This is a genomic window from Nitratireductor mangrovi (assembly GCF_007922615.2).
In the GTDB taxonomy this organism is placed as follows: Bacteria; Pseudomonadota; Alphaproteobacteria; order Rhizobiales; family Rhizobiaceae; genus Mangrovimarina; species Mangrovimarina mangrovi.
The window spans coordinates 4,084,433-4,107,820 of the sequence record NZ_CP042301.2 but is presented as its reverse complement, the minus strand read 5'-3'; the positions used below and the strand labels follow the sequence as shown (position 1 = coordinate 4,107,820).

Genomic DNA, 23,388 nt, shown 5'->3' with positions numbered 1-23,388 from the left:
AAGCCATCCGGGAGGTGGACGCATGTTCGAAATCTACCGATCCAGACACAATCCGCATCATTACGTGGCGATCCGCACCGATGATGCGCGCGAGAACCCGCAAGGCATCCGCGAAAGCCGCAACCTCGCCTTCATGACGCGGATCGAGGACGACAACGAGCCGCGCATCGCGTTTGACGCCGGCATGGCGCGCAGCCGTATCGAGCGCGACGGCTTCTACGCCTTCGCGGTCACCATCGAGGTGCGCGAACATGCCGAGTGAGGTACGGCGATGATCGAGGTCCACGTGACGTTCGCCAGCGCCGAAGAGGCGGCCAGGCTGGCGCGCGCCGTCCTCGAGGCGCGACTTGCGGCCTGCGCCAACATCGTCGAGGGCGTGCGTTCGCTGTTCTGGTGGGACGGCCAGATCGCCGACGAGGCCGAGACGCTGGCGATCTTCAAGACCGGCGCGGAGCGCGCCGAGGCGCTGGAGGCGTTCATCGCCGAACATCATCCCTATGACACGCCGGCCATCATCCGCCACATGAATGTCGGCGCAAACCCGGCTTTCGAACAATGGATCGCGGCCGAGACCACGGCAGAAGGAAACGCATGACCGAGACCCGCATCGACCGCCGCCTGGCGAAGCTGAAGGCCGAGGGACGCCCGGCGCTCGTCACCTATTTCATGGGCGGCGATCCCGACTACGAGACCTCGCTGTCGATCATGAAGGCGCTGCCGGGCGCGGGCAGCGACATCATCGAGCTCGGCATGCCGTTCTCCGACCCGATGGCCGACGGGCCGGCGATCCAGGCGGCGGGCCTGCGCGCGCTCAAGGGCGGGCAGACGCTGAAGAAGACGCTTCAAATGGCGACGAGCTTTCGCGAAGATGACGACGAGACGCCGATCGTGATGATGGGCTATTACAACCCGATCTACATCTATGGCGTCGAGCGTTTCCTGACCGACGCCAAGGCGGCCGGCATCGACGGCCTCATCATCGTCGATCTTCCGCCGGAAATGGACGCCGAACTCTGCATCCCGGCCCTCAAGGCCGGCATCAACTTCATCCGACTGGCGACGCCGACCACCGACGACAAGCGGCTGCCCAAGGTGCTCGAAAACACCTCCGGCTTCGTCTACTACGTGTCGATGACCGGCATCACCGGCTCGGCACTGCCCGACACCAGCCGCATCGGCACCGCGGTGGCACGCATCAAGCACCATACCGAACTGCCGGTGTGCGTCGGCTTCGGGGTCAAGACCGCCGAGCAGGCGCGGGTGATCGGACAGGCCGCGGACGGGGTCGTCGTCGGCACCGCGATCGTCAACGCGGTCGCCAATGTCATCGGCCCCGATGGCGCCAAGACCGCCGATCCGGCCGAGGCGGTGACCACGCTGGTCTCGGGCCTTGCCAAGGGCGTGCGTGCGGCCCGCCTTGCCGCCGCCGAGTAGCGGCCCCATCTCTTTCCGGAAACGGAGCGTTCCATGAACTGGATCACCAACTACGTCAGACCGAAGATCAACTCGATGCTGGGCCGGCGCGAGATGCCGGAGAACCTGTGGATCAAGTGCCCGGAGACGGGCGAGATGGTGTTCCACAAGGATCTCGAGGACAACCAGTGGGTGATCCCGTCGTCGGGACACCACATGAAGATCCCGGCCCGTGACCGGTTGCGGTTCTTTTTCGACGGCGGCGAGTTCGAGCTGCTCGACAACCCCAAGGTCGCCGTCGATCCGCTGAAATTCCGCGACGAGAAACGCTACACGGACCGGCTGCGCGAAAACCGCGCCAAGACCGGGCTTGACGATACCGTGCTCGGCGCCAGAGGCACGCTGGAAAGCCTGCCGGTGATGGCGGTCGTGCAGGATTTCGCCTTCATGGGCGGCTCGCTCGGCATGGCGGCCGGCGAGGCGATCATCCACGCCTTCGAGACGGCATTGGCGGAGAAACGGCCGCTGGTGCTCTTCGCCGCGTCGGGGGGCGCGCGCATGCAGGAGGGCATCCTGTCGCTGATGCAATTGCCGCGCACCACCGTCGCCGTCGACCGGCTCAAGGAAGCCGGACTTCCCTACGTGGTGGTGCTGACCAACCCGACCACCGGCGGCGTCACCGCGTCCTATGCCATGCTCGGCGACGTGCATATCGCCGAACCCGGTGCGCTGATCGGATTCGCCGGACCGCGGGTGATCGAACAGACGATCCGCGAGAAGCTGCCGGAAGGCTTCCAGCGCGCCGAATATCTCATGGAACACGGCATGGTCGACATGGTGGTGCCGCGACCCGAGCTGCGTGCGACGATTGCGCGACTGGTCAAGATCCTCGTCCATGCGCCGGCAACGCAGGCGCAGCCCGAAACGACGCCGGAAGAAGCGCCGACGCCGCTTCCCGAGGCGCCTGCCGAGCAGCCGCAGGCCTAGGATCGATCCAGGCCGGGCGTGCCCGAAGGCGGCCGCAGCGGCCACCAGAGCGGATACCGACAGGACATGCAGTCGATGACGACGAAAGCCGACCGCGAGATCGCGCGGCTGATGACACTCCACCCGAAAGGCTTCGACCTTTCCCTCGACCGCATCACGCGGCTGCTGGACCGTCTCGGCAATCCTCAGGAGAGGCTGCCGCCCGTCATCCACATCGCCGGCACCAACGGCAAGGGTTCGGCGGCGGCGTTCTCGCGTTCGCTGCTGGAGGCCGAAGGCCACAAGGTTCATGTCCACACCTCGCCGCATCTCGTGAGCTGGCGCGAGCGCTACCGGCTCGGCGCCCAGGGCGGCGGGCGACTGGTGGAGGACGATGTGCTGGCCGACGCGGTGGTGCGGGCGGCCGAGGCCAATCGCGGCGAGACGATCACGGTCTTCGAAATCCTGACGGCGGTCACCTTCCTGCTCTTTTCCGAACATCCGGCCGACGCGGCAATCATCGAGGTCGGGCTGGGCGGCCGCTTCGACGCAACCAACGTCATCGCGCGACCGGCTACGGCGGTGATCATGCCGATCTCGCTCGATCATGAAGCCTATCTCGGCGACAAGGTCGAACTGATCGCGGTCGAGAAGGCCGGCATCATCAAGCGCGGCGCGCCAGTGGTGATCGGAGCGCAGGAATCGGAAGTCGCCCGCGACGTGCTGATCGAAACGGCCGACCGCCTGGAGGCACCGGCGATCATCTACGGGCAGGACTTCCTCGCCACGCCCGAACACGGGCGGCTTTCCTATCAGGACGAGGACGGGCTGATGGATCTGCCGCCGCCTCGGCTTGCCGGGCGGCACCAGTTCGCCAATGCGGCAGCAGCGATCGCGGCAGTCAAGGCGGCCGGTTTCGCAGTGTCGCTAAACGCCGCCGAACGCGCGATGGAGCAGGTCGAATGGCCGGGCCGGCTGCAGCGGCTGGAGCAGGGGCGGCTCACCCAGTTCGCGCCGGAAGGCGCGGAGTTGTGGATCGACGGCGGCCATAATCCCGGCGCGGGCGCGGCGATCGCCGAAACGCTGGCCGAGCGGGAGGAACGGCATCCAAGGCCGCTTTTCCTGATCTGCGGCATGATCAACACCAAGGACCAGACCAACTACTTCCGGGCCTTCGCCGGGATGGCCCGGCACGTCTTCACGGTGCCGGTCAACAGCAGCGACGCCGGCGTGCCCAACGCCGAACTCGCCCTGCGCGCCGGCGAGGCAGGGCTTTCTGCGGAGCCGGTGCATTCGGTCGCCAATGCGCTGATGCTGTTGCGCGACACCTGGGACCACAAGGAGCCCACGCCGCGCATCCTGATCTGCGGCTCGCTCTATCTGATCGGCGAGGTGCTGGCCGAAAACGGCACGCCGCCCGCCTGAACACCGGCCCTGCAACGAAAAAGCCCGGCCGGAGCCGGGCTTTCGAAAACATCCTCAAGCGAAAGACCGTCAGGCGATGGCGTTGCCGATCCAGGCCGACAGCGCGGTCTTGGGCGCCGCGCCGACCTTGATGTCGGCCACCTCGCCACCCTTGAACACCATCAGCGTCGGGATCGAGCGGACACCGAACTGGGCCGCCAGTTCGGGATTCTCGTCGATATTGACCTTGGCGACCTTCACCTTGCCGGCCATTTCCTGCGAAATCTCCTCCAGCGACGGGGCGATCATCTTGCACGGCCCGCACCACTCCGCCCAGAAATCGACCACGACCGGCTCGGCGGATTCGAGCACGTCGGTCTGGAAGCTGTTCTTGTCCGTCGTTACGGGGGACATGGCGTTCTCCTAAAAAGTCGCGTCGCGCAGCATGTGGGGATGGGCGTTCAGCCCGTCAAGCATATGTTGTGTCACGCCGGCGTGAGTCGAACAAGGGCCCCGTCCATAGCCTCCGCCGGCACATGCAGGAGCATCGGCGCCTCGGTGAACAGCAGCGCCGCCGTCACGCGGCGGCCCGGATAAAGCGGGCGCAGCAATTCGCGATAAAGCGCCATCTGCGCGACATGCCCGAACGGCACCTGCGACACGTCAGACGGCGGCGGACGACCGGTCTTGTAGTCGACGATCAGGACCTCATCCCCGGCGACCGCTATCCGGTCGATCTTGCCCGAAATGGCGCGGGGCACGCCGCCGACCTCGAGCGTGCCCATCAGGGCGACCTCGGCGCGGGAGCCGGGCGCGAAGACGTCGGCGAAGCGCGGCTCGGCAAGGATCGACATCACCGCCCGCAGCGCGGCCTCGCATTCGCCCGCCGGCCAGCCGCTTCCAACGCGCTCCAGATAGGCGGCCGCAGCCTCTTCGCGGGCTGTTACCGGCAGCTGCGGCAGGCTTTGCAGAAGGCGATGCATGGCGGTGCCGCGCGCGGCGGCAAAGGAGGGTGCGGCCGGGTCGAGAACCGGCGAGACGTTGGCCGCGACCGGGCCACGATCGGGCTCGATGATCGCGGAGGCGCCCGATGGCGCCAGCGGGCGCGGCAAACGCGCGGCGTGCGGCAGCGGCGCATGCAGGAAAGCGGGAACGGCCTGCGCACGAGGTTGCGGCGCGGGTTCCTCTTCCGCCCCGGCGCGGGGCCGCGGCGCCGTCACACGGAAATGCCTCACCCCAAGATCGGCGACGGGATGGCGTTCCTCGGTCGTCACCTCGTCATCCAGCGCCGTGCGCACCAGCGTATGCCAGATGCCCGGATCGGGCTCGTTGACGCCCCGATAGCCGCAGACGATCAACCGGTCCTCGGCCCTTGTCATGCCGACATAGAGGAGCCGCCGGTATTCCTCGCGCGCCTTGGCGGCGATGGCCTGCGATATGGCCAGCGAACGCGAATTGGCGCTGTCCCTGCCGGCGCGCCAGACAAAACCCTCGCCCTGCCACAAGCCTTTTTGCGACCGCATCGGCATCAGCCGCGGCAGGTGGCTTTCAGAGAACGGCGCGCTGCCATTGTCGACCAGGATGACCACCGGCGCCTCCAGCCCCTTGGAGGCGTGAACGGTCATGATGCGGACCTCGTCGCGCGACTGGTCCATCTCGCGGCGGATATCGGGGCCGGCATTCTCAAGCGTCGCCAGGAACGCCTCCAGGCCTTCGATGCCGGCCTTTTCGGACGCAAGGCAGAAGCTCAGGAACTCGTCGAGGATGTCGCCCGCCTCGCGGCCGAGGCGGCGCACCATCTGCTGGCGCACGCCGTCGCGCCCGAGAATGGCGGCGTAGAAATCGAAGACCGTCCTCGTGTCTGCCTCGTTGCGCCAGCGCGCAAGGCGCTCCTCGACGGCGGCCCAATGCGGCTCATGCTGCGCCTTGCGGCGCAGCGCCGCATGAAGGGACAGGTCACCGCGGTCGGCCGCAACGTCGAACAGGTCTTTTTCGCCGACGCCGAAGACCGGGCTTTTCAGGAGTGCCGCCAGAGACAGGTCGTCATGCGGCTGCAGCACGAAACGCCCGAGCGCGATCATGTCCTGCACGGCGATGTGGGTGCGCAGGTTGAGCCGGTCGGCCCCCGCGACCGCGATGTGGCGGTTCTTGAGGCTGCGCGACAGGGCATGGATGAAACGGTCACGCTTCCTGACCAGCACCAGCACGTCACCGGGCGCGATGCGTCGGTCCGGGCCTTCGAGGCGTTCACCCGTCTTGAGCCAGCGGTCGATGGTGGCGGCAACGATGTCGGCCAACCGGGCGGCCGGCGCCGTGGCGTGGTCGATCGCCTCGGTCCAGTCGTCAGGTTCATCGACCTGCTGTGGTGCAATCTGCTCCCATAGCTCGACATGGCCGGGATCGCCAACGCGGATCGCGCGGTGGTCGATCGGATCGCTGTCGCGCGTCAACCCGGCGCGCGCCTCGGGGCGGCGGAAAACGCTGTCGACCGCTTGAAGCACGTCTTCGGTCGAGCGGAAGGAGTGCGGCAAGCGCACACGCTCGAACCTGTGGCCCGCCGCCTCGACCCGGGCCGCGAAGTGGCGGCGGTAGTTCTCGAACGCCTCGGGTTCTGCCCCCTGGAAAGAATAGATCGACTGCTTTTCGTCGCCGACCGCGAAGATGGTGCGGATATCGTCGTCGCGGGCGCCGCGCCCGGCGAAGAACTCCTCGGCCAGCCGCGCGACGACACGCCATTGCTGCGGGCTGGTGTCCTGGGCCTCGTCGACCAGGATGTGGTCGATGCCCTGATCGAGCTTGTACTGGATCCACGGCCCGACGTCGGTCCGCGACAGAAGCGATGCGGTGCGGTTGATAAGGTCGTTGAAATCGAGATAGCCGCGCGCCGATTTCAGGCGCTCGTAGCGGGCGATCAGCCAGTCGGCGATGACAAGCGCAGCCCGGGTCTGGCTGGCCATGTGCCAGGCGGCGAGGCGGTCGACGGTGGCGGTGAAGGTCTGGGCCGCGCGGGCGAACTCGGCCTCGAACTCAGGGAAATGCTCGGCGACGCCTGCCGCCATGATCTGCCTGGTCTTGCGCGGGACCCAGACGCCGCTCTTCTTGTTTTCCAGAAAAAGATCGCGCGCCGCGGCAAAACCCGCAGAGGGCGAGGCGTCGCAGGCAGCGGCCAGAAGCTCGCCGAACCGGGTCGCAGTCTTCTTGCCGGCCGCCCTCGCGGCCGTCTCGAGCCGGGCGGCAAGGGCGGCATCGAACCAGGGATCAGGCCAGGCTGAGGCGATGATGCTCTCTTCGTCCTCGTGACCAGAGAAGCCGAACTCTTCGGCGACATCGCCGAAAGGCGGAGCCGTGCCGGCAATCTCGGTGATGAAGGCGCGCAAGGCATCGCGCTTCTGCACGATTTCGCCCAGCAGTTCCTCCAGCCCGTGTTCCCCTCCAGCCTTCAGCACGGCGGCAAAGGCCTCCGCCAGTTCCAGCCGCGCCGGATCGTCGATGCCGGCAAGCAGGTCACGGCGGGCTTCGGCGACCAGCGCCTGTTCCATGCGGCCGTCGAGAAGTTCGAAATGACCGGCGATATTGGCTTCGAGCGGAAAGCGGTGCAGCACCGCCTCGCAGAAAGCATGGATCGTCTGAATCTTGAGGCCGCCCGGTGTCTCCAGCGCGCGGGCGAAGAGCCGCCGCGCCAGCCGCAGCCTTTGCGGGCCGGGGCGGCGCTCTTCCAGTGCCTCGACCTCTTCGGCCAGCGTCGCATCGTCGAGTGTCGCCCAGCGGGCGAGGTCGCGGAAGACGCGCGTCGACATATTGGCGGCAGCGGCCTTGGTGTAGGTCAGGCACAGGATGCGTGAGGGGTCGACCTGGTCGAGGAGCAACCGCATCACGCGCCGCGAGAGCACATGGGTCTTGCCGGAACCGGCATTGGCCGAGACCCACGCGGACAGCCGCGGGTCGGAGGCACGCAGCTGGCGCTCGGTGGTGTCGGGCGGGATGGGGTGCTTCCGGCTCACGGCTCGCCCTCCGCGTCGTCCTCGGCACCGGCCGACCATTCGAGCACGCGGGCGAGATGATCGTAGTCACCGTCAGTGTCGCCCTCGCGGAAGGGCAGCGCGCGCGACAGATAGCCGGCTTCGGGATCGGAATAATGTGCCACCAGTTGCTCGAGCCGGCGCCAGGCATCGTCGGAGAGTTCGCCCGCCGGGCGCCGCTTTCGCTTGAACTCCAGGATCGAATCGACCAGCACTTCGCCGTTCGGACGCAGCCGCACATAGACGAGGTCGGTGGGATCGGCGGCACCGAGCGTGGCAAAGCCGCCGCGCTTGAGAACCGCGCCTTCAAGGGCAAGCTGCGGAGCCACCAGCGTGTGGGCCTGGCGGCGGGACGGCGAACTGCCGGTCTTGTAGTCGAGGACATCGGCGCGGCCATCATGAAGGACGTCGATACGGTCGGCGCGCCCGGTGATAACCGCGTCGGTGGCGCCGATCGGCAACGGACTGGCGGCGACTTCGGCGTGGCGCGAGCGCAGATGGTCGACTCGGGCGCGCTCGAACGCGATGATGTGCGGCGCCATGGCGGCAAAGCGCGGCCACCACACCGCCTCGACGTCGGGCGGCAGCGTCGCCTGACCGAAGCAGGCCCGCCCGATGGCAAGCAGCGCTTCGAGCGCCCGCCGGTCACGGGCGTCGACGCCCGATTCGGTGAACCGATGCAGAATCTCGTGGAAAAGCGTGCCGCGCTCGGCGGCTCCCGGATCGCTGACCAGCGGATCGAGCGGCGCCAGCCGCAGGATGCGCTTTGCATACACGGCGTAGGGATCGCGGCGCAGCGTCTCGACCTCGGTGACCGAGAACCTCTTCGGTCGGCTGGCCAGCGGCGGTTTCGGTTCCGGCCGCGGCACGAAATCGATGTCGGGCCCGGTGTCGATGTCACGCGCCCATTCGAGGAAACGTTTGCCCCGGTCATGCAGGCCGGCTGCGGCCGGTTCGCCGACGACCGCGAGGATTCGCTGCAGCCAGCGCGAGGCGACCGAGGGTGCGTCGCCCTGGCGCTGGGCGCGCGACAGGATGAGCTGCGGGCTGCCGCAGGCCATCATGAAATCGTGCGCGGCAAGGCCGATGCGGCGTTCGGGCGGCTCGAGCTCCATGCCGGTCTTCATGATGCGCGACATGAAGCGGTCGGCTTGTGCACTCGCCGGCCAAGTGCCTTCGTTGAGGCCGCCGATCACCAGCATGTCGACGCTCTGCAGGCGGGCCTCGAGCGCGCCCCAGATCGAGACGCGGCTGTCGGACGCGACCGAAGGCTTGACGGTTTCGCCGGACATCAGCGCGGCCAAGACGTCGGGCCATTCCATGGCGGCGAAGGCGAGGCTTGCTTCGGAAGCGATCAGGCCGCGCAGGAAGTCGGCCAGCTTCTCCCCGGCGTCGCCGCCGTAGAGCGCTTCGATGCTGCCGGCAGCATCGCGGGCGAGTGTCTCGACGACGGCAACGGTATCGCGCGCAAGCGCGGCAATATCCGCTTCACCCTCGTGCCTGCGCACGACAAGCGGCGCCAGTGCCGCGTCGAGGTCGCGCAACAACGAGCGCGCGGCGGCAATGTCGGCGGCGGCGAGGCGAGGAAGCCAGAACGGCTTTCGCGGCGCGGCCGCGATCTCGGCCCAGCGGCGCTCGAAATCGGCCGCGAGCGTCGACGCGTCGGGCCGGCCGCTGCCGCCGCGCAGGACGACCAGTTCCACCAGCTCGACCAGATGCCGGGTCTCGGCGCGTCCGCGCCCGAGCCGGAACAGGGGATGCTTCATCAGGGCCAGGATCGGCAAAGGATCGCCGGTGGAAAAGGCCGCCGCCAGCAACCCCGCCAGGAAACTGCCGGGCGGAGTGCGCGACAGCGGCGTGCCGCCGGAATCATCGGCGCGAATGCCGAAGCGCAGCAGTTCGGCCGCAACGCGTCGCGCCAGCTCGCGATCGCCGGTCACCAACGCGACGTGCGCTGCTGGTTGCTCCTCAAGCGCGGCCCGCAGGGCGATGGCGACCGCCAACGCTTCCTCGCGCTCATTGGCCGCCTCGATGAGGGCGACGTCGGCAAGCGCGCCAGCCTCGAGCGCAGCGTCGATGCGGACGCCGGCCGCGACCCAGGCGTCCGTCGTCTCGGCCGGGCGAAGCGCTTCGCAAACGATCGCCGCGCGGGCGGCAAGGGCATGCGACCGGCGGCCGATCTCCGCAACGTCGCCGCGCAGCGCGCCGATCACCGACAGGAGCTTCTTGAGCCCGAATTGCGGGTGGCCGAAGGCGGAGGCCGGCGAGCGGCTTTCGCCGATCGCCTGCCAGGAGGGTTCGTCGAGTCCGACGTCAAGCCCCGGAAGCACGACCGCGCCCAACGGCAGGCGGGCGACCACCGACAGGAGCCGCGCAGTGGCGGGAATGGAGCCGGTGGAGCCGGCGGCGACCACCGGCCCCGGCGGCGGGTTGCGCTGCAGCCGGATGGCTTCGGCCGCGATCATGGCGCTGCGGTGAGCAGCGGGATTGGAGCGGTCGCGCTCTGCCAGCACGGCCGGCCAGGCCTCGGTGACGATCGCCAGGAAGTCGAGCGTCACCTGCCACCACGCGGCCAGATCGCCTTTGACCAGCGATGCGAGCGCAGTCCAGTCGGCGTCTTCGGTCTCGACCTCGTCCATCAGCGCGGCAAGGTCGCGCGCCAGCCAGATCGCGTCGGCGGTCGAGGCCGGCACGACGACATCCTCTTCGAACAGGGCCGCGACATGGGCCGGCAGCCGGCGCTTCCAGGCCCGCACCAGCGGCGCCAGCGCCAGCAGCCGGTCGAGCGCCGGGATCGGCGGCGAAAGGTCCAGTGCGGCGGGGCCTTCGATTTCGAAGAGGTCGGCATCCTCGTCGAAATCGCCGAGCGGGCGGATCACCGGCAGGATCGCCGAACCCCGGTCAAGGCGGTCGACGAAGGTACTGCGCAGGGCGCGCGCGGCGCGGCGGGTGGGCACGTAGATGGTGACGTCGGCCAGCGTGAGGGGATCGCCATCATGCGAGAAACCCGGCACCAATTCGCCCGCGAGCAGCGAGTCGGCAAGGGTCGACAGAAACGGAGCCCCCGGCGGTACCGAAAAAAGCCGCGGAGCCGCGCGGCCGGTCACGGTGCCCCGGCCATGGCCGCCTCGACCGCGGCTTCGGCAAGCGGGATCGCATCGGGCGTGCCGACGGTGATCCAGCGGCCGGTCATCCTGTGGCCGAACAGGCGCCCGGAAGCGATGGTGTCGTCGAAATAGCGATTGAGCGAATGCGGCTCGGGGTGAGCATCGACAAAGACGCGCGGATGGATGATGGCCGCGCCGGCATAGACCAGCCCGTCGGCCGCACCGGCGGCGCGGGAAAGCCGCCCGTCGCCATCGACCTGGAAATCCGTCTTGCCGTTGTGACCGGTCGTTGATGCCAGATCGACAAGCATCAGGAGGATGTCCATCCTGGCGGTGTCCCAATGCGCGGCAAGGGAGACAAGACCGGGATCGCCGGCATCGATCCAGAACGTGTCGGCGTTGACGACGAAGAATGGCTGGCCGCCGAGATGCGGCAGGGCCTTCACGATGCCGCCGGCCGAATCGAGGAGTCGCGGCGTCTCGTCGGAGATGACAATGGCCGGGGACCGGCGCGGGCTCAGGTGGTCGACGACCTGACCGGCCAGGTGGTGCACGTTGACGACGGCGCGCTCGACGCCGGCCGCCGCGAGCGCGTCGAGCCCCCAGTCGAGCAGCGGCTTGCCGCCGACGCGGACCAGCGGCTTGGGAAGCGTCTCGGTGATCGGGCGCATTCGCAAGCCGAGGCCGGCCGCCAGCACCATGGCGCATTTCGGGACGGGCACGTTCAAGCTGCCTCCTGCGGCGTGAAGCCGAACTCCTCATAAAGCCTTGCGACGGGCGCGAGAACCGGGTGGGCGAGCACGCGCAGCAGATACTCGCGGATACGCGGCAGGTGAACAATATAGACGGGCTTGCCCTCGCTGCGGTCGAGCCGCACGAAGATTCCCAGTATCTTGGAATTGCGCTGCGCCGCCATGACCGCGAAATCGCGCTCCAGCCGCGCCAGGTCGAACGCTGCTCCGGATTGCCTGGCTTCCGCGTAGGCGGCGACGATGCGGTCCTGCAGGCCGACGGGTATGGCGACGCGCGCGTCCTGGGCAAGCGAGGCGAGGTCATAGGCGGTCGAGCCGATCAGCGCATCCTGAAAATCGATGAGGCCGAGGCGGTCGAAACCTTCGCGCTCCTCGCGCCAGACGATGTTGGGCGAGTGGTAGTCGCGCAGGACCAGGCCTTTCTCGCCATCCTCGACCTGATCCAGCACGGCGTTCCAGGCGGCATGGAAGCGCGAGCGCATTGCGTCGGTCGGTTGGTGTCCGGTCGCAAACGGCACGTACCAGTCTAGGAAGAGTTCGGCCTCGGTCAGCATCGCGTCGCGATCATAGTCGGGCATGATATGGGGCGCTCCGCCGTGCACGGGCAGGCGGCGCGGCCAAGGCCGGCCGTGCAGAGCGGCGAGCAGCCGGGCCGCCTCGAGGTAACGCTCCTCCACCGGATGGCCACCAGGCGAAAGGAACGAGCCGGTGCCGAGATGTTCCAGCAGCAGCAGACCGAGGTCGAGTTCGGCGGCCTCGATGCGGGGCGCGGCAAAACCTCTTTCCCGCAGCGCATCCGCCATGGCCACGAAGGGGTGTACGGAAAGCGCTCGATGAACGATCTCGGCGTAGGAGCGGCTGCCGCGCAAAGCAGGACCCGCCGGCTGGCGCGGCGCGTTCATCAAAATCAGCTCATCGCCACCGACCACCACCGTCTCATAAGCCCGGTAGGAGGCATCGCCCTGAAGATGACGGCGGTGCGCATTGCGTTTGCCGTTCGCTTCCAGGAAAGCACGTATCCGGCATGAACCGCCAAACCGCGCAAATGCCTCGTCACCGCCCGAAACCTCGGCCAGGCGGCCGGCGCCCCGATGGTCGAGACGCACGGTCAGCGCTGCTTCGCCGAGGTGGTCACCGGCATTTTCCGGCCATTCGACCAGGACCGCACCGCGTTCGGCCATCTCGTCAAAACCGAGTTCATCGAGCTCGGCCGGGTCGGCAAGCCGATAAAGGTCGAGATGATGGATGGGAATGCGCAGTTCGTAGCTTTGCACGAGCGTGAAGGTCGGGCTTGGCACTTCGAGATCGTCGTCACCGGCGACAGCGCGGATGATGGCGCGCGCGAGCGTGGTCTTGCCGGCGCCGAGGTCGCCCTGAAGACAGACGACGTCACCCGCCCGCAGCGCGAGGGCGACGTCCTCGCCGAGCAGGATCGTCGCTGCCTCGTCCGCTAGCGCGATCTCGATCGGGCCGGATGTCATCGGTGGCTACTCCGCCGCCGCCTGCGCCCCTCGCGGCACGGTCGGGAAGCGGCAGATGACCGACGTGCCGCGCGCCTTGCCGGTGTCGATCTCGACGCTGCCGCCATGCAGTTCGACGAAGCTCTTGACGATCGACAGGCCGAGGCCGGCGCCGCGGCGGCGACCGCCATTGGCGTGAGGCTCGAAACGCTCGAAGGCGGCGTCGAGGATTTCCGGCGGCATGCCCGGCCCGTCATCATGGACGCAGAACTCGATCTGGTCGCCGTTCTGGCGGCAGGACAGCGTGATCGTGCTGCGTTCGGGGGCGTAGTTGGCGGCGTTGGAGAGCAGATTGAACAGGACCTGACGCAACCGGTTCTCGTCAGCGAACAGGGTGGGTGGCGCGGCCGCGGTATCCATCGCGATGGCGATCTGATGCTCGCGCAGCTTCTCGCCGATCAGCTCGGCCGCCTCGCCGACGATCCGTGTCACCTGCACCTCGCCGATGTCGAGTTCCATGATGCCGGCGTCGACTGTCGCCAGGTCGAGGATGTCGTTGACGATCGTCAGGAGCACAGACGAGGAGGAGGCGATATGGTCGACATATTCGCGCTGGCGCTCGTTCATCGGGCCGGTGTCCGGCATGGTCAAAAGCTCGGTGAAGCCGATGATGTTGGTGAGCGGCGAGCGCAACTCGTAAGAAACGTGCTGGACGAAGTCGTTCTTGAGCTGGTCGGCCCGCTGCAGCGCCTCGTTCTTGTCCTGCAGCGCGCGCTCGAAATTGACGCTGTCGGTCACGTCGACGAAGGTCATCATGATCTGACCGTTGGGCAGCGGAATCAGCGCGTGGCTCAGAATGGTGCCGTCGTGGAGTTCGACCTGGCCATGGGTCTCGCGCCGCTCGTCGTCGAAGCCGGTGACGGCGGCGACGAAGTCGGGCCAGGGGCTTTCCGCGCAATGGCGCTCGCAGGCCTTGCGAATGAGGGCGATGTGGGTGTCCGGTGCGATGCCCTCCTCCTCCAGCCGCCAAAGAGTGACGAAAGCCGGGTTGAAGAGCCTGAGCTTGCCGTCCGGACCGAACACGGCGACGCCCTCGGCCAGGTTGTCGAGGGTCTCGCCCTGAACGCGCACGGCGGCGTTGTAGCGGCTCTCGAGGTCGAAGCGCTCGGTGAGGTTCTCGAACACCCATGTCACGCCGCCGCTCGGATGCGGGCTGGCGACGACACGCAAAGTGCGGCCGTCGGGGATGTGCCACCAGTGTTCCTGCGGCTCGACGGAGCGGTAGGCTGAGAGCAGGTTTTCCTTCCAGCGACGCCACTCGGGCTGCTCGGCAAGCTTGCCGTCGCTGCGCAGCCGGTCGAGCACCATGGTGTTGTCGGGCTGGCTCTCGAGGAAGCCGGGCTCGAACTCCCAGAGCTTCTGGAAGGCCTGATTGAAGAAGCGCAGCTTTTCGTCGGCGTCGAAGATGGCGACCGCGGTGGAGAGCTGGTCGAGCGTCTCGGCATGGCTGCGCAGTGTGCGGTCGTGCTCGGCCCTCAAGGCCTCGATGTCGGACTTGTCGACCGCGATGCCGGCGGCAACGCCGTTGCTCGAGACGCTGGTGACCGCAAACAGCCGCCTGTCGCCGCCGACGACGATCGGCAGGGTCTGCTGGAAAAAGGGCTCGGTGAGGTGGTGACGCGCCATGTCCTCGCGCGCCCGCGTCGCCAGCAGTTCCTTGCCGGCGGCGATCGCCGCCTCGGGTGTCTCGGCCTCGACAGCAACCGCGTAGGCCTGGTTCACATAGTGGAGGCGGCCGGTCGCGCCGCGCAGCCAGAGCGGCATATCGAGGTCGCCGAGAAGCGCCTGGAGGGCTTCGTGGTCGGCCGCAAGCGACGCATGCTCGGCCTTCAGCCTGGCAAGCTCGCGCTGGCGCTCGGTCACCGAGAGGAACCGTACCACCGCATGGGCGCCGGCCTTGCGGCCCTGGACTTCGAGCAATGCGCCGGCCTGGGTCTCGGCCACAATGTCGAATTGCGTCCCCGCCTCGCGCAGCGCCGCTACCGCATTGTCGAGCGTCGCCGCCGAACGGGGCGTGAGCCAGCGGCCGAATGCGAGGAAGGTGCTGCGTTCCTCCGGCACGCCGGCGACGCCCGAAAGCATCCCGATCAGGTCGGGGCGCCGGCGATCGCTGGTCCAGACGACGGTGCGCTGGTCCTTCGTGGTCAGCATGGCCTCGGAACGCTGCAGGATGGCGTTCAGTTCGGCGATGCGCTCGCGCAGATTGAGGTTCTCGGAAGCGATGCGGGCACGCTCGCGGATCAGCCAGATGGCCGACAGCATCGCGGCACCCATGATGCCGGCGAAGGTGGCGAACTGGATAACCTCGTAGGCGCCAAGGTCGGACGAGCCGAGCACCGACAGCGGACGGTCCTGGGCCAGGGCGAAAACCGTCGAGGCGAGCCCCGTCGCCAACGCCGTGGACCCCATGAGCAGCCCACGCACCGGCGCCCGCGGCCGCGCGCCAGACGCGTTGTCCCTTGCTGTTTGCCCGCCGATCCCCAAAGCCCGCGGGGCTGGTCCTCGCATTCCCTCTTCCTCTCCGCCGCAAGAAGCCCGAGCCGCCTGGCCATCCTTCGGCGAGCCCCGCCCCGGGCGCGCCGTCATGGCGAATCACCTCACTGTACCGGCCCAGCGAATCGGCGTGAAGAAGCACAGGGCGACAAAATGAAAACGGGCGGTTTGTCAACCGCCCGTTTTCAACATCTTGTGGCTTGTGATCGTTCGATCAATACCTGTAGTGGTCAGGCTTGTACGGACCCTGCGGCGTCACGCCGATATAGGAAGCCTGGTCGTCGGACAGCTCGGTAAGCTTTGCACCGAGCTTGTCGAGATGCAGCCGCGCCACCTTCTCGTCGAGGTGCTTGGGCAGGACATAGACCTCGTTCTGGTAGTTCCGTCCCTTCGACCACAGCTCGATCTGGGCCAGCACCTGATTGGTGAAGGAGGCCGACATGACGAAGCTCGGGTGGCCGGTGGCGTTGCCGAGATTGAGGAGGCGGCCTTCCGACAGAAGCAGAATGCGGTTGCCGCCGGGGAACTCGATCATGTCGACCTGCGGCTTGATGTTGGTCCATTTGAGATTGCGCAGCGCGGCGACCTGGATCTCGTTGTCGAAATGGCCGATGTTACCGACGATCGCCATGTCCTTCATCTTGCGCATGTGGTCGATCGTGATGACGTCCTTGTTGCCGGTCGTCGTGATGACGATGTCGGCGTTCGGCGCGGCATCGTCAAGAGTGACGACCTCGTAGCCATCCATCGAAGCCTGCAACGCGCAGATCGGGTCGACCTCGGTGACCTTGACGCGGGCGCCGGCGCCGCGCAGCGAGGCGGCCGAGCCCTTGCCGACGTCGCCGTAACCGCAGACTACGGCGACTTTGCCGGCCATCATGACATCGGTGGCGCGACGGATGCCGTCGACCAGCGATTCCTTGCAGCCATATTTGTTGTCGAATTTCGACTTGGTGACCGAGTCGTTGACGTTGATCGCCGGGAAGGGCAACAGGCCCTTCTTCTGCAACTGGTAGAGGCGGTTGACGCCGGTGGTGGTCTCCTCGGTGACACCCTTGATGGCGTCGCGCTGACGGCCGAAGAAGCCAGGCGTCTCGGCCATGCGCTTCTTGATCTGGGCAAAGAGGATTTCCTCTTCCTCGTTGCCGGGCTTGGAGAGTACGTCCTCGCCGGCCTCGGCGCGGGCGCCAAGCAGGATGTACATGGTGGCGTCGCCGCCATCGTCGAGGATCATGTTGGACGGTTCGCCGTCCGACCACTGGAAGATGGCGTCGGTGTAGCGCCAGTAGTCCTCGAGCGATTCACCCTTGATGGCGAAGACCGGCGTGCCGGTCGCGGCGATGGCCGCTGCGGCGTGGTCCTGGGTCGAGAAGATGTTGCACGAAGCCCAGCGCACGTCGGCGCCAAGCGCCTTGAGCGTCTCGATCAGCACCGCGGTCTGGATCGTCATGTGAAGCGAGCCAGTGATGCGCGCGCCCTTGAGCGGCTGCGTTTCGCCGAACTCCTCGCGGCAGGACATCAGACCCGGCATCTCGGTCTCGGCGATGTCGATTTCCTTGCGGCCCCACTCGGCCAGCGAAATGTCGGCGACCTTGTAGTCCAGTTTTTCAGCCATCTTTGTCTCTCCAGAATTTCCTGCTTCGCGGCGCAAGCGCCGCATCGTCCGGCCCTGTCTGAATTCGCTTCATGGGCCGGCGCTGATGTGACTTTTCGGGCGGAGCGCCGGTAGGCGGCGCATGCGGCGGGCGACCTCGTCCAAGGCCCGGCCCTGCCCCGGCCGCGGATCATCTAGCAGATCGCCCGCCGACCGACAATAGGACATAAGGAAATCATTATCTGTGCATATGGCCCTTGCCGGACCGGCCTGCCCGTCGCGCGCTCAGCATTCCTCGCCGAAACGGTTGGCGACGAGCTCCTCGAGCGCGGCGACCGCGCGCTCCGCCTCGGGCCCGGCGGCGGAAATGCGGATCAGGCACCCGGGGCTGGCGGCCAGCATCATCAAGCCCATGATCGAAGTGCCGCCGACGGCGACGCCGTCCTTTTCCACGGTAATCTCGGCATCGAAGCCGCCGGCCACCTGCACGAAACGAGCCGAGGCGCGGGCATGCAGACCGCGTTTGTTGACGATCGTCACATCGCGGACGACCGCGGCCTGCGGAAGCACGGAGGTCATTTGCCGTTCAGGACCTGGCTGGCGACATTGATGTATTTGCGCCCCGCCGACTGCGCGCCTTCAAGCGCGGCCGGCATGTCATTGCCGACCCGCACACTGGTGAGCTTGATCAGCATCGGCAGGTTCATACCCGCGATCACCTCGACGCGGCCCGGCTCCATGACCGATATCGCGAGATTGGAAGGCGTGCCACCAAACATGTCGGTCAGGATGATGACGCCGGAACCCTCATCGACACGCGCAACCGCGTCGACGATGTCCTGGCGACGGCGCTCCATATCGTCTTCGGCCCCGATGGCGACGGTTTCGAATTTCTCCTGCGAACCGACCACATGCTCGACAGCGTGCCGGAATTCCTCGGCAAGTCGACCGTGCGTGACGAGCACGACTCCGATCATGAACGATCTGCTCCCGTCGGCGCCCTCCGGCCGGGCGCGGTTCTTCTTATGGGTCGCCGAACCGCCAACGCGGCGGCGGGTGCGCTATCTTGTCGACGCATCCGGCTTTGACAAGCCCCAATCTTGGCCGGATACGTCATCCGGCTACACCGACGCAAGCGCCGCGTGAGGCGCCGCTATCGGCAATGCGAGCCATGACGGCGGGCAAGGAAGCCGCGACCACGCGTTGCGGCACGGCGAGCGAAGGAACGGCGATGCCGACAAATTCCGCGGCCTCTGCGGGGTCGAGCCTTGGCACCTCGGAGGCGGGCAGGAGCTGCACGCAAAGGTCGATGACCGCACTCGCCTCGAAGGCAACCGGGCGCGCCCCTAAGCCGTGAATTTCTGCCAGCCCGGCAATGCGTGCGGGCGCTCGCGCCAACAGACGGCCATTGGCGGCGGAGAGGACAAGACGGTCGTCCCCGAGCAGCCAGCCCGGCGTCGCCGTCGCCGCGCAATGGCGCAAAAGCGCGAGCACAAGGGTCGATTTGCCGGCGCCCGACGGCCCGGTCACCATGATGCCGCGATCGCCGATGACGAGTCCGCTTGCATGGACGTTGGTCATGGCAATGTCACGCCGGACCCGGTTCAGCCCTCGGCGGGCAGCTTGACGATGAAGCGCGCCCCGCGCACGTCGCCGGCCTTGGAGCCGGGAATGTTCTCGGCCGTCAGCGTGCCGCCATGAGCCTCGACGATCTGGCGGCTGATCGACAGGCCAAGGCCGGAATTCTGGCCGAATGCCTCGGCCGGCGGCCGGTCGGTGTAGAAACGTTCGAAGATGCGGTCGATGTTTTCGGCGCGGATGCCGGGTCCATTGTCGTCGATGGTGACGATGACGTGGCGAGCCGAGCGGGCCAACGAGACGACGATGCGCCCGCCCTCGTCCGGCACGAAGGACCGCGCATTCTCGATCAAATTGGTGAAGACCTGGCCGAGGCGAAGGTCGTGGCCGTTGACCAGAAAGCGACGTGCGCCCTGATCGGCCTTCGACATCCGCAATTCGACCGAGACGCGCTTGCGGTTGCGGGTGTTGTCGTTGGCGGCGCCGACCAGGTCCTGGAGAAATTTCCTGAGATCGAGGCGCGCGGCGTCCTCGCGCGCCAACTCGGCATCGAGGCGGGAGGCGTCGGAAATGTCGGTAATCAGCCGGTCGAGCCGGCGAACATCGTGCTGGATGATGGCCAACAGCCGGTTGCGCGCGTCCTCGTTGCGAGCGAGGGGCAAGGTCTCGACCGCGCTGCGCAGCGAAGTCAGCGGGTTCTTCAGTTCGTGGCTGACATCGGCAGCGAAACTCTCGATGGCGTCGATGCGGGCATAAAGCGCGTTGGTCATATCGCGCAGGGCGATGGAGAGATTGCCGATCTCGTCCTGGCGTTCGGAGAAGTCGGGAATCTCCTCGCGCGCCCGCACCCCGCGCCGGACGCGAACCGCGGCGGCCGACAATCGGCGCAGCGGGTTGGCGATGGTGGAGGCGAGGATCATCGACAGGATCGCGGTTACCAGCGCGGCAACGCCGAAAACGCGGAAGATGGCCTTGCGCTCGTCGGCGACGATCTTGTCGATGTCGCCACCCTGGGTCGACAGGAGCAGGACGCCAAGCACGGCGCGGAAGCGCTGCACGGGCACGGCGACCGACACGATCATCTCACCGTGTTCGCTGATACGCACGATAAAGCCGGGCGTGCCGATGAGCGCGTTCATCACCTCGGGATAGGCGGCGCCGTTGCCGCCCGGCTGCTCGCGGTAAAGCGGCAGGTCGGAACGGCGGAAAAGCTCGGAGACGAACTTCAGCGCGCGATCGAAAACGTCGGGCTGGGCCTCCTCTAGCGGCGGCAGGTCGTAACGCAGGATCTGGCCGCGCGAATAGAGGTGGCGTGAATCGAGCAGCAGGTTGGCGTCGCGATCGTAGATGCGGGCACGGGTGCGTGTCGGCGAGATCAGGCGCCGCATCACCGGCGCGACACGCTCGGGATTGATCGGGAATTCGAGGCTGTCAAGCTGATCGGTGCCGGGCGCGATGCTCTCGCCGGCCTGCAACTCGAGCAGCTTTTCCGGATCAATGGTGATGGTGTCGGTCTCGACCGTCGCCGAGGCGGCGACCGCCGCGGCGATGATCTCGCCCTGCGTCATCAGACTTTCAACCCGCGCCTCGATCAGCCCGTCGCGGAACTGGTTGAGGTAGAGAATGCCGAGCACCAGCACGCCGAGCGCGGCCAGGTTAAGGAAGAGAATGCGCCGGGTGAGGCTGGAAAAGACGTGGTGGCCGAGAAACCGGCGCAACGGAACGGTGAGCCAGCCGACGACAGAGGTACCGCGCCGCGCACCATTCACCTCACCCGCCCTGGTATGTTCGGTTTCGGCCACCATCTGCTGCCGGGTTGCGCCCCCGACGCCCGTCAGGCCTCGCGGAAGCGGTAACCCACCCCGTAGAGCGTTTCGATCATGTCGAACTCCTGATCGACCGCCTTGAACTTCTTCCTGAGGCGCTTGATGTGGCTGTCGATCGTACGGTCGTCAACATATACCTGTTCGTCATAGGCCGAATCCATCAGCGCGTCACGGCTCTTTACGACGCCGGGGCGCTGGGCAAGCGAATGCAGGATCAGGAATTCCGTCACCGTCAGCGTGACGGGCTCGCCCTTCCAGGTACAGGTATGACGCTCCTGATCCATCACCAACTGTCCGCGCTCAAGCGATTTGGTCTGCTGGCCGGGCGACTTGGCCGCCACCTCGCGCGCATTCGCGCGGCGCAGCACGGCCTTGACCCGTTCGACGAGAAGGCGCTGTGAAAACGGCTTTCTGATGAAGTCGTCAGCGCCCATCTTGAGGCCGAACAATTCGTCGATCTCGTCATCCTTGGAGGTCAGGAAGATCACCGGCAGGTCGGTCTTCTGGCGCAGGCGACGCAGCAGTTCCATGCCGTCCATGCGCGGCATCTTGATGTCGAGGATGGCGAGGTTGGGCGGGCGGGCGGAGAACCCGTCGAGTGCGGACGCACCGTCAGTATAGGTTTCGACGCGATAACCCTCCGATTCAAGGGCGATCGAGACCGACGTCAGGATGTTGCGGTCGTCGTCGACAAGCGCGATCGTTGCCATGTCAAGCGTATCCCTCATGAGCGGGCGTCCCTTCCTGCTTCGAGAAAGGGCTATAGGCGGACAAATTGGGTACAAAATGTGGCACAGATCACAGCCCTTGTCACACAAGGGCTTGCGAGGCGCCGCGCCTCGACCTGCGCTCGGCGGTCGCGAAACACAGGCGAACATTTACCATCAGGCGAAATCCCCACACCTTTTAAACGATTTAGGAGAATTTCAAAATTTTTAAATCGATTAATGATTTGATGCAAAAGCGTTTTTCTGTTTGTCACCTTTGATCCGAGCTGCCGGGCCCACATCCTGGCGCAGACGGCCAGAACATTCGCCAGCAGACGCCAGGGAGCGAAACGAATGCGAGAGACCGGAAAACGCAATCCCGACTGCGGGATCGACGTCATGGGCCTGGGTGGCGCGGCGGCCGCGCACTACAATCTCGGGGAAGCCGACCTTTATGAGGAAGCGCTCAAGCGCGGCGAGGCAAGGCTGACCGCGCATGGCGCGCTGGTGGCGCTTACCGGCCAGCACACCGGCCGCTCGGCGAAGGACAAGTTCGTCGTCCGCGACGCGACGACCGAGCCGGCGATCTGGTGGGACAACAACAAGCCGATCTCGCCGGAACATTTCGAAACGCTGCTGGCCGATTTCCGCAAGCACGTCGGAGGGCGCGAGCTGTTCGTGCAGGATCTGGACGGAGGCGCGGACCCCGACAACCGGCTTCGGACACGCGTCGTCACCGAATATGCCTGGCATTCGCTTTTCATTCGCAATCTGCTTATCCGCCCGGAGCGTTCGACGCTCGACGGTTTCACGCCCCAGCTGACCATCATCGATCTGCCCTCCTTCCGCGCCGACCCGGCGCGCCACGGAACGCGCAGCGAGACGGTGATCGCGGTCGATCTCGACCGCATGATCGTGCTGATCGGCGGCACGTCCTATGCCGGCGAGATGAAAAAGTCCGTCTTCACGGTCTTGAACTACCTGTTGCCGGAACGCGGCGTGATGCCGATGCACTGCTCGGCCAATGTCGGGCCGGACGGGGACGCCGCAGTGTTTTTCGGCCTGTCGGGCACGGGCAAGACGACACTTTCGGCCGACCCGCGCCGCACCCTGATCGGCGACGACGAGCACGGCTGGGGCGAGGACGGCATCTTCAACTTCGAGGGCGGCTGCTACGCCAAGACCATACGCCTGTCGGCGGCGGCGGAGCCCGAGATCTTCGCCACCACGCGCCGCTTCGGCACAGTGCTCGAAAATGTGATCCTGGACGAAGACCGCGTTCCGGACTTCGATGACGCTTCGCTGACCGAAAACACGCGCTGCGCCTACCCGCTGTCCTTCATCCCGAATGCCAGCGAGACCGGACGCGCCGGCCACCCGACCAACATCATCATGCTGACCGCCGACGCCTTCGGCGTGCTGCCGCCGATCGCGCGGCTGACGCCAGCGCAGGCCATGTATCATTTCCTGTCCGGCTACACCGCAAAGGTCGCCGGCACCGAAAAAGGCGTGACGGAGCCGGAGGCGACCTTCTCGACCTGTTTCGGCGCGCCCTTCATGCCGCGTCATCCTTCCGAATACGGAAACCTGTTGCGCGAGCTGATCGCACGCCACGGCGTGAATTGCTGGCTGGTCAACACCGGCTGGACCGGAGGCGCCTACGGCACCGGATCGCGCATGCCGATCAAGGCGACGCGCGCCCTGCTCACGGCCGCACTCGACGGTTCGCTGGCCGAGGCATCCTTCCGCACCGATCCGAATTTCGGATTCGAGGTGCCGCTCGCCGCGGCGGGCGTCGATGCGACCATCCTCGACCCGCGAGCGACATGGGCCGACCCGGTTGCCTATGACCGGCAGGCCGCAAGGCTTGTGGGCATGTTCATCGACAATTTCGCCAAGTTCGAAAGCCATGTCGATGCCGGTGTCCGCGGAGCGGCTCCCCAGGTGCAGCAGGCGGCCGAGTAAGGCCGGGACCGCCAGCCAAGAAACGCCACAAAGGCCCGGGCCGC

The 23,388-nt window shown here is 66.8% G+C and carries 18 protein-coding genes; 6 read left to right on the top strand and 12 right to left on the bottom strand.

The features are described from left to right. Positions 1-22 precede the first annotated feature (22 nt). The 5 genes from FQ775_RS20175 (at position 23) to FQ775_RS20155 (ending at position 3,804) form a co-directional block, all read left to right on the top strand. Positions 23-262 carry a hypothetical protein gene (locus tag FQ775_RS20175; RefSeq protein WP_146298170.1) on the top strand — a complete coding sequence of 80 codons (240 nt, stop codon included), beginning with the start codon at positions 23-25 and terminating at the stop codon, positions 260-262. Positions 263-271: 9 nt separating this feature from the next. Beyond that, positions 272-595 carry a divalent-cation tolerance protein CutA gene (cutA, locus tag FQ775_RS20170; RefSeq protein WP_146298169.1) on the top strand — a complete coding sequence of 108 codons (324 nt, stop codon included), beginning with the start codon at positions 272-274 and terminating at the stop codon, positions 593-595. Further along, positions 592-1,434, top strand: coding sequence for a tryptophan synthase subunit alpha (trpA, locus tag FQ775_RS20165; RefSeq protein ID WP_146298168.1), 843 nt, complete (start codon positions 592-594; stop codon positions 1,432-1,434). Before cutA ends, trpA begins: the two co-directional genes overlap by 4 nt. A 33-nt stretch (positions 1,435-1,467) precedes the next feature. Next, on the top strand, positions 1,468-2,400 hold the full coding sequence (accD, locus tag FQ775_RS20160) for an acetyl-CoA carboxylase, carboxyltransferase subunit beta (RefSeq protein WP_146298167.1): 933 nt from the start codon (positions 1,468-1,470) through the stop codon (positions 2,398-2,400). Positions 2,401-2,475: 75 nt separating this feature from the next. After that, entirely contained in the window at positions 2,476-3,804 is a 1,329-nt protein-coding gene (locus FQ775_RS20155) for a bifunctional folylpolyglutamate synthase/dihydrofolate synthase (RefSeq protein WP_146298166.1), read from the top strand. Between the two features lie 69 nt (positions 3,805-3,873). Here the strand turns inward: FQ775_RS20155 and trxA are convergent, their stop codons facing one another. From trxA to FQ775_RS20095, 12 genes are all read right to left on the bottom strand, one after another. Then, positions 3,874-4,197, bottom strand: coding sequence for a thioredoxin (gene trxA / locus FQ775_RS20150; protein ID WP_146298165.1), 324 nt, complete (start codon positions 4,195-4,197; stop codon positions 3,874-3,876). Between the two features lie 71 nt (positions 4,198-4,268). Further along, positions 4,269-7,784, bottom strand: a complete 3,516-nt coding sequence (addA, locus tag FQ775_RS20145; protein ID WP_246730189.1) for a double-strand break repair helicase AddA — start codon at positions 7,782-7,784, stop codon at positions 4,269-4,271. Next, a complete protein-coding gene (gene addB / locus FQ775_RS20140; RefSeq protein ID WP_146298163.1) occupies positions 7,781-10,909 on the bottom strand; it encodes a double-strand break repair protein AddB in 3,129 nt (1,042 codons plus the stop codon). The genes addA and addB overlap by 4 nt, the downstream gene beginning before the upstream one ends. Further along, complete coding sequence (locus FQ775_RS20135) at positions 10,906-11,610, bottom strand: nucleotidyltransferase family protein (RefSeq protein WP_146301819.1); 705 nt, start codon at positions 11,608-11,610, stop codon at positions 10,906-10,908. Before FQ775_RS20135 ends, addB begins: the two co-directional genes overlap by 4 nt. A gap of 23 nt (positions 11,611-11,633) precedes the next feature. Further along, positions 11,634-13,142, bottom strand: a complete 1,509-nt coding sequence (gene tsaE / locus FQ775_RS20130; protein WP_146298162.1) for a tRNA (adenosine(37)-N6)-threonylcarbamoyltransferase complex ATPase subunit type 1 TsaE — start codon at positions 13,140-13,142, stop codon at positions 11,634-11,636. A 6-nt stretch (positions 13,143-13,148) separates the two neighbouring features. After that, positions 13,149-15,689, bottom strand: a complete 2,541-nt coding sequence (locus FQ775_RS20125; RefSeq protein WP_146298161.1) for a sensor histidine kinase — start codon at positions 15,687-15,689, stop codon at positions 13,149-13,151. A gap of 199 nt (positions 15,690-15,888) precedes the next feature. After that, the gene (gene ahcY, locus FQ775_RS20120; RefSeq protein WP_146298160.1) at positions 15,889-17,289 is read right to left on the bottom strand and encodes an adenosylhomocysteinase; all 1,401 of its coding nucleotides are present in this window, start codon (positions 17,287-17,289) and stop codon (positions 15,889-15,891) included. 264 nt (positions 17,290-17,553) lie between these two features. Next, positions 17,554-17,847 carry an HPr family phosphocarrier protein gene (locus tag FQ775_RS20115; RefSeq protein ID WP_146298159.1) on the bottom strand — a complete coding sequence of 98 codons (294 nt, stop codon included), beginning with the start codon at positions 17,845-17,847 and terminating at the stop codon, positions 17,554-17,556. Beyond that, entirely contained in the window at positions 17,844-18,245 is a 402-nt protein-coding gene (locus tag FQ775_RS20110; RefSeq protein WP_146298158.1) for a PTS sugar transporter subunit IIA, read from the bottom strand. The genes FQ775_RS20115 and FQ775_RS20110 overlap by 4 nt, the downstream gene beginning before the upstream one ends. Positions 18,246-18,381: 136 nt before the next feature. Further along, the gene (locus tag FQ775_RS20105) at positions 18,382-18,849 is read right to left on the bottom strand and encodes an HPr kinase/phosphorylase (protein WP_146298157.1); all 468 of its coding nucleotides are present in this window, start codon (positions 18,847-18,849) and stop codon (positions 18,382-18,384) included. Between the two features lie 23 nt (positions 18,850-18,872). Continuing rightward, a complete protein-coding gene (locus tag FQ775_RS20100; RefSeq protein WP_146298156.1) occupies positions 18,873-20,651 on the bottom strand; it encodes a sensor histidine kinase in 1,779 nt (592 codons plus the stop codon). 29 nt (positions 20,652-20,680) lie between these two features. Further along, entirely contained in the window at positions 20,681-21,382 is a 702-nt protein-coding gene (locus FQ775_RS20095; RefSeq protein ID WP_146301818.1) for a response regulator transcription factor, read from the bottom strand. Between the two features lie 351 nt (positions 21,383-21,733). Here FQ775_RS20095 and FQ775_RS20090 point away from each other — a divergent pair, with 351 nt between their 5' ends. Continuing rightward, positions 21,734-23,344 (top strand): phosphoenolpyruvate carboxykinase, encoded by a 1,611-nt coding sequence (locus tag FQ775_RS20090; RefSeq protein WP_146298155.1) that lies wholly within the window; start codon positions 21,734-21,736, stop codon positions 23,342-23,344. Positions 23,345-23,388 lie beyond the last annotated feature (44 nt).